This is a genomic window from Nitrospinota bacterium (assembly GCA_016235255.1).
Classification (GTDB): domain Bacteria; phylum Nitrospinota_A; class UBA7883; order UBA7883; family JACRLM01; genus JACRLM01.
On record JACRLM010000080.1, the window covers coordinates 1 to 6,507 of the forward strand.

At 53.9% G+C, this 6,507-nt stretch carries 6 protein-coding genes; 3 read left to right on the plus strand and 3 right to left on the minus strand.

All coding sequences use genetic code 11. The annotated features are described in order from the left end of the window. The first annotated feature begins 192 nt into the window (after positions 1 to 192). From HZB29_10635 to HZB29_10645, 3 genes are read left to right on the plus strand one after another with little or no spacing between them, the layout of a single operon-like run. Positions 193 to 678 (plus strand): nuclear transport factor 2 family protein, encoded by a 486-nt coding sequence (locus HZB29_10635; GenBank protein ID MBI5816048.1) that lies wholly within the window; start codon positions 193 to 195, stop codon positions 676 to 678. 60 nt (positions 679 to 738) lie between these two features. Continuing rightward, positions 739 to 1,059 carry a nucleotidyltransferase domain-containing protein gene (locus tag HZB29_10640; GenBank protein MBI5816049.1) on the plus strand — a complete coding sequence of 107 codons (321 nt, stop codon included), beginning with the start codon at positions 739 to 741 and terminating at the stop codon, positions 1,057 to 1,059. After that, positions 1,043 to 1,447 (plus strand): HEPN domain-containing protein, encoded by a 405-nt coding sequence (locus HZB29_10645; protein ID MBI5816050.1) that lies wholly within the window; start codon positions 1,043 to 1,045, stop codon positions 1,445 to 1,447. The genes HZB29_10640 and HZB29_10645 overlap by 17 nt, the downstream gene beginning before the upstream one ends. 6 nt (positions 1,448 to 1,453) lie before the next feature. On the opposite strand, the gene serS is transcribed toward HZB29_10645, so the two are convergent. From serS to gyrA, 3 genes are read right to left on the minus strand one after another with little or no spacing between them, the layout of a single operon-like run. Continuing rightward, positions 1,454 to 2,734, minus strand: a complete 1,281-nt coding sequence (gene serS, locus HZB29_10650) for a serine--tRNA ligase (GenBank protein MBI5816051.1) — start codon at positions 2,732 to 2,734, stop codon at positions 1,454 to 1,456. Next, positions 2,721 to 3,563 carry a tetratricopeptide repeat protein gene (locus HZB29_10655; protein ID MBI5816052.1) on the minus strand — a complete coding sequence of 281 codons (843 nt, stop codon included), beginning with the start codon at positions 3,561 to 3,563 and terminating at the stop codon, positions 2,721 to 2,723. Before HZB29_10655 ends, serS begins: the two co-directional genes overlap by 14 nt. Then, a complete protein-coding gene (gene gyrA / locus HZB29_10660; protein MBI5816053.1) occupies positions 3,550 to 6,060 on the minus strand; it encodes a DNA gyrase subunit A in 2,511 nt (836 codons plus the stop codon). Before gyrA ends, HZB29_10655 begins: the two co-directional genes overlap by 14 nt. Positions 6,061 to 6,507: the final 447 nt, after the last annotated feature.

Sequence of the window (6,507 nt, forward strand, 5' to 3'; positions counted from 1 at the left end):
AAATCCATTCTTCCCTTGCCAGTTTTCCCGTTACCGTTTACTCTTTTCATGTGACCTCCTTGCTTTCCGTTGTTTTCGTTCAAAAACATGGTAGCAGGTGAGGTCATACCTTCGTTTCAACTAAGTTTAGGACACTTTCATATTTTAGTATCTTGGGAAAGGATTTAGAAATGAAAAAGGAGAAATGCGGCAATGGCTCCAAACGAAAGAGTTTTCGGACGCGAATCGAAGAACAGACTTTCCGAAGCGGCGGCTCCGGGCCTTGAAGGGGCGCAGGCTGCGCTTGAAACGTTTTATTTCTCGTTTAATAACAGGTCAATAGAAACGTTGCGGCAGGTCTGGCGGAATGACGGATTCATCCAGTTGAACAATCCATTAGGTGGGATCATAAGAGGCATCGAAGGGATAACCGGCCTTTATGACCGCGTGTTCAATGGCCCTGCGCGGGTGTGGGTGGAATTTTACGACATCATGGAATATATCAGCGGCGACATGGCGGTGTTCGCCGGGCGGGAGCGCGGAGAGTTTTCTAAAGGTGGCGTTGTGATACCCCTGGCGATTCGCACCACGCGGGTTTTCAAATATACACAGGATTCAGGATGGCGGCAGGTCCACCATCATGGCTCGATAGACGACGCGAAACTGCTGGATGAATATCAGAAAGCGGTGAGGGGGTGATTAGGAATAGGCGGGACTATATGGCATAATTATCATGCTTTTAAAACAAAAACAGGAATTATGACAACCCAGGAAGCTATCAACAAAATGGTGGAGACGGTGGCCAGCCGTTTCCAGCCGGAGAAAATAATCCTGTTTGGCTCCCATGCGCATGGAGCGCCGGGGCGGGACAGCGATGTTGATTTGCTTGTTGTGATGCATGTTGAAGGTTCAAAGCGGGAAAAAGCTGCGGAAATAGACCTTGCATTGGCGGACCGCAAACTGCCTTTGGACCTGATAGTGGTGACGCCCGAGGAAATCGAAAAATATAAAGATGAAGTTGGCACAATAATCCGGCCAGCCATGAGAGATGGCAAGGTGGTTTATGAGCGCGCCACCTGACAGGGCAAAGCTGGCGCAACAATGGATTGAGAAGGCGGAGCATGATTTGCTCAACGCCGAACATACACTTACCTTAATGGATAATTGCCCATACGACACCGTATGTTTTCATGCCCAACAGTGCGCCGAAAAATATCTGAAAAGCCTGCTTGTTTATCACGGAATCGATTTTCCCAAGACACATGATCTGGTCCTTTTAAGGAATTTGCTTCCTGCATCGGCTCCCGATGTCAATTTGGCCTGGCTGCGGACGCTAAACAGGTATTCAGTGGAAGCAAGATATCCTGGTGATTGGGAACCAATAACGAATGAGGAGGGAAAAGTGGCGGTGCAGATGGCGAAAGAAATCAAAAAAGCGTCAATCGGCTATTTGCAGTCAAAACTTTAAGAAAAACTATCCTTTCCCTATCCTCTCCATCCCCCCCATATATGGCCGCAGCGCTTCGGGGATCGTGATTGAGCCGTCCGCCTGCTGGCAGTTCTCCATTATCGCCACCACTGTGCGCCCGACAGCAAGGCCGGAGCCGTTTAACGTGTGGGCGAATTCGGCCTTTGCCTTTTTGTCCCGCTTGAATTTCAGGTTCATCCGGCGGGCCTGGTAATCGGTGAAATTGGAGCAGGAGGAAATCTCGCGGTATCTCCCCTGGCTGGGTATCCACACTTCAAGATCGTACGTGCGCGCGGACGAAAATCCCAGGTCGCCAGCGCAAAGGGCGATCACCCGGTATGGCAGATTCAGCCTTTTCAATATCTCTTCCGCGTCCGCCGTCAGGCTTTCAAGTTCCGCCTCGCTATCTTCCGGCTTCACGATTTTCACCAGTTCCACTTTATTGAACTGGTGCTGGCGGATAAGCCCAGTGGTGTCCTTGCCATACGATCCGGCCTCGGAGCGGAAACAGGGGGTGTGCGCGGCCATCTTGATGGGGAGCTGTTCACCGTCCAGTATTTCACCGGCGTACATATTCGTCACCGGGACTTCCGCTGTGGGAATCAGCCAAAGGTCCCTCCCTTCAAGCTTGAAAAGCTCCTGGGAGAATTTCGGGAGCTGGCCGGTGCCGGTCATGGTCTCCGATGTGACCATATAGGGGGGGAGTATCTCGGTATAGCCGCGCTCGTTTATGTGCAGGTCGAGCATAAAGTTGATCAACGCCCGTTCCAGCCTTGCTCCGGCGCCCCGGTAAAGAGAGAATCTGGCCCCTGAAAGCTTCGCGGCGCGGGGAAAGTCCAGCACGCCAAGGCTTTCGCCCAGTTCCACATGCGATTTCGGGGCAAAGCCCAGCTCGGATGGCGTTCCCCATCTGCGTATTTCAACGTTGTCCGCCTCCGATTTGCCGTCCGGCGTGGCGTCATTCGGAATGTTGGGGACGCATAAAAGAGAGAAACGGATTTTGTCCTCTATCTCCCGGAGCTTTTCCTCGTATCCCTTGATGCTGTCCCCCATTTCGCGCACCTGCGCTTGAAGCGCCTCCGTGTCCCCCCCCGTCTTTTTCATCTCCCCGATTTTACGGCTCATCTCGTTGCGGGTCTTTAAAAGCTCTTCGGAGGCGGTGGTCATGCCCCTTCTCTGCGCGTCCTGGCTTATCACAGCCTCAAGGCCAAAATCCTCCCCTCCCCTTCGCCCAAGTTGTTTTATGACCTGTGCGGCGTTCTCGCGGACAAGCTTAATGTCTAGCATGTGGATTTGGAACCGTCCTTACTTTCTTGATTTCGGAAGGCTGGCTCTTCTTGGCAAGCCGCTTCTTTATCGATTCGATTTTACGGTCTATGAGCGGCTTGTCCGGATAGCGCTGCTTCAAGTCGTTGTATTCCTCCAGGGCCCTGGCCTGCTGCTCCATTTCCTCGTAGCAGATGGCTATCCCGAGCCGGATGTCATACTCGTACTTGCTTTTGGGCGAAGCTTCCATGATTTTCTGGAAAAGCGTCAAGGCGCCCTTGGCGTCGTTGAGTATGAACTTGCTGTTGGCGATCTGATATTGCGAATCGAGCGTGTAAGCGCCGCCGGGATACTTGTCCAGAAGGCTTTGGTACTCCACTATCGCCTGCTGAAAATCCCCTTTGCGGAAATACGCCGAGCCAATTTTAAAGCGGTACTCCTCCTCGCTGACCTTGCCTTTGTGTTCGTTGAGGATGCGCTGGTATTGCATCACGGCGAGGTCGTATTTTTTGAGCGACTGCTCGTATATCTCGGCGATATAGTTCTTCGCCTTAAGGTCCAGTTCGCCGTTTTTTTCCTTTTCTCCCACCCGCGCGAAAAACTCTATCGCCTTGTCCGGCTCGTTCAAGTCCAGGTAATGAATTTCGCCCAGCTTGAAAAGCGCCCTGCCGGCGAAAGAAGAGCTGGGATATTCCTCCACCACCACCCGCAGCTTGGAAACGGACTCGGACTGGCGGCCGTTTAGCCACAGTTTTTCGGCCTCTTCATACAGGGCCTGATCCCTGTCGCCACAGGCGGCCAGCGACAGGATCACACACAGGAGCGCCGATAGAAGACTATTCGCTCTCAATATTCTCGCTCCCGGAGGGCTCTTCTCCGTCTGGCTTGGGAGTGACCGCCGCCGCGTCCCCCTGGTCGGAAACTGAGCTGAAGGACACAACCTTGTCCCCCTCGCCGACATTTATCACGCGCACCCCTTTGGTGTTCCTGCCGATGAGAGACACCTCGGCGGCGCCTGTGCGGATGGCCACGCCGTTCTTGCTGATTATTATCAGCCCGTCGCTGTCCTTCACAAGCTTCACGCCCACCACCGCGCCGGACTCCTCGTCGCACTTGATGTCTATCACGCCCTTGCCTCCGCGCCCTTGCAGCGGGTAAAGGGATATGGCGGAGCGCTTTCCGTATCCATCTTCCTTGATGGTGAAGATGGTGGAAGAGTCCTGGTCTTCATCGGACACCGCCACCATGCTCACCACGGTGTCCCCTTCGTCCAGCCTGATTCCGCGCACCCCCCGGGCCACCCGGCCCATGGGGCGAAGGTCGTTCTCGTGGAACATGATGGACATTCCAAGCCTGGATGTCAGAAGTATCTTCTTGTTCCCGTCGGTGACGGTGACGGCGATGACGTCGTCCCCTTCCTCCAGGTCTATCGCGATGATGCCGCCGGAATGGATGCGGGAGAAAGCCTCCATGTCGGTCTTCTTTATGTACCCTTTCCGGGTGGTGGTCACAAGGTATGTCCCCGGCTTGAACTCCGACACGGGGAAAATGGTGGCCACCTTTTCGCCCGGCTGAAGCTGGATCAGGTTGACCACGGCCTTGCCGGAGCCGGAACGGGAAGATTCCGGGGCCTCGTACACCTTTTTGCGGAAGACGCGCCCCTTGTCGGTGAAGAACAGTATGTTGTCGTGGGTGGAGGCGACGAAAAGCTCGTTTACGATGTCCTCCTCCTTCATGCTCATCCCGCGCACTCCTTTGCCCCCCCGTTTCTGGGCGCGGAAAATGTCCAGCGCGCTGCGCTTTATGTATCCCATGGTGGAGATGGTGACCACCATGTCCTCCCTGGCGATCAGGTCCTCCACGTCCACTTCGCTTTCCAGCGGCACAAGGCGAGTCCTGCGGACGTCGCCGTACTTGGTCTTTATCTCCTGCAGTTCTTCCTTGATGATGCGAAGCTTCTCTTCCTCATGGTCGCGGATAAAGGTGAGCCGTTCGATGGTCTTCAATATCTCCGCCAGTTCGTCCATGATCTTCTGGCGTTCAAGGCCGGTGAGCCTTTGCAGCCGCAGGTCCAGAATGGCCTTGGCCTGGATTTCGGAGAACTCGAAACGGCTGATAAGCTGTTTTCTCGCATCGTCCGGGCTGGAAGCCTTGCGGATAAGTTCGATCACCGCGTCCAGATGGTCCAGCGCCTTGGCAAAGCCCGAAAGGATGTGCTCCCGCTCCCTGGCGCGGGCCAGGTCGAAAAGGGTCCTGCGGGTGATGATCTCTATCCTGTGCTCCTTGAAATGGTGGAGCATTTCCTTGAGGTTGAGCTGCTTTGGCTGTCCGTCCACCAGCGAGATGAGGATGACGCCGAAGGTTTCCTGCAACTGGGTGTGCTTGTAAAGCTGGTTTAGCACCACCTGCCCCATGGCGTCGCGCTTAAGCTCGATAACTATGCGCATTCCCTCACGGTCCGATTCGTCCCGGATGTCGGAAATGCCGGGGACTTTCTTGTCCCGTGTCAGCTCCGCGACCTTTTCTATAAGGCGCGCCTTGTTCACCTGGTAAGGTATTTCGGAGATGATGATCTGCTCCCGATCCCCTTTTTCCATCGGCTCGATGGTGGCCTTCGAGCGCATTATGATCAGCCCGCGCCCAAGGTGATATGCCGATCGGATGCCGGTGGAGCCGTGGATTTCGCCACCGGTGGGGAAATCCGGGCCGGGGATAAACTCCATCAGGTCGTCAATGGAGCTTTCCGGATGATCTATCAAATGGACCAGGCCGTCTATCACCTCCCTGAGGTTGTGGGGCGGGATGTTCGTCGCCATCCCCACAGCGATGCCGCCAGCGCCGTTTATCAACAGGTTGGGAATTTTGGCCGGCAATACGACAGGCTCGGATTCGGACTCGTCGTAGTTGGGGATGAAGCTTACGGTCTCTTTTTCCAGGTCCGCCAGCATCTCGTCGCTTATTTTCGCCAGCCTCGCTTCCGTATAACGCATGGCCGCCGGGGAGTCCCCGTCCACCGAACCGAAGTTTCCCTGCCCGTCAACCAGCATGTACCGCAGTGAAAAGGTCTGGGCCATCCGAACCAGCGCCTCATAAACCGCCACGTCTCCATGCGGATGGTATTTGGCGATAACTTCACCGACAGTGCGGGCCGATTTTTTGTACGCCTTGCTGTGTACGTTTCCCATGCCATGCATGGCGTAAAGAATGCGGCGGTGAACTGGTTTTAGACCGTCACGCACGTCCGGCAAGGCGCGCGAGACGATGACACTCATGGAGTATTCAAGGAAGGAGGAACGCAACTCGTCCTCGATGGAAACCGGTATGAGTCCGGTGTTTATTTCGCTCATTCTATCTCTTTGAATTTAAATTCGTTACCATCTGCGCCACAAGCGTACATTTTACCATTTCCGGGTCTTTTTTTTAAGTCCTATTTTTATTTTTATACTCTTGTATTTCAATGCGTTGCGAATAACTGGGGATCGGGGTCAATCCTGCCTGCGCATATCGCTGATATATATGTTCTTCGGCGTTGAGTATTGACTGTGTTAACAATTTCCTGCAGTTCCTGCATTGTGAAGAACGGTTCCACCTGATAATATAAGCCGCGAGGGGATACAAGTTTTGTTAATTAAAACCGGACAAAAGTCCGGTGATTTCGAAAGTGTCCTAAACTTAGTTGAAACGAAGGTATGACCTCACCTGCTACCATGTTTTTGAACGAAAACAACGGAAAGCAAGGAGGTCACATGAAAAGAGTAAACGGTAACGGGAAAACTGGCAAGGGAAGAATGGAT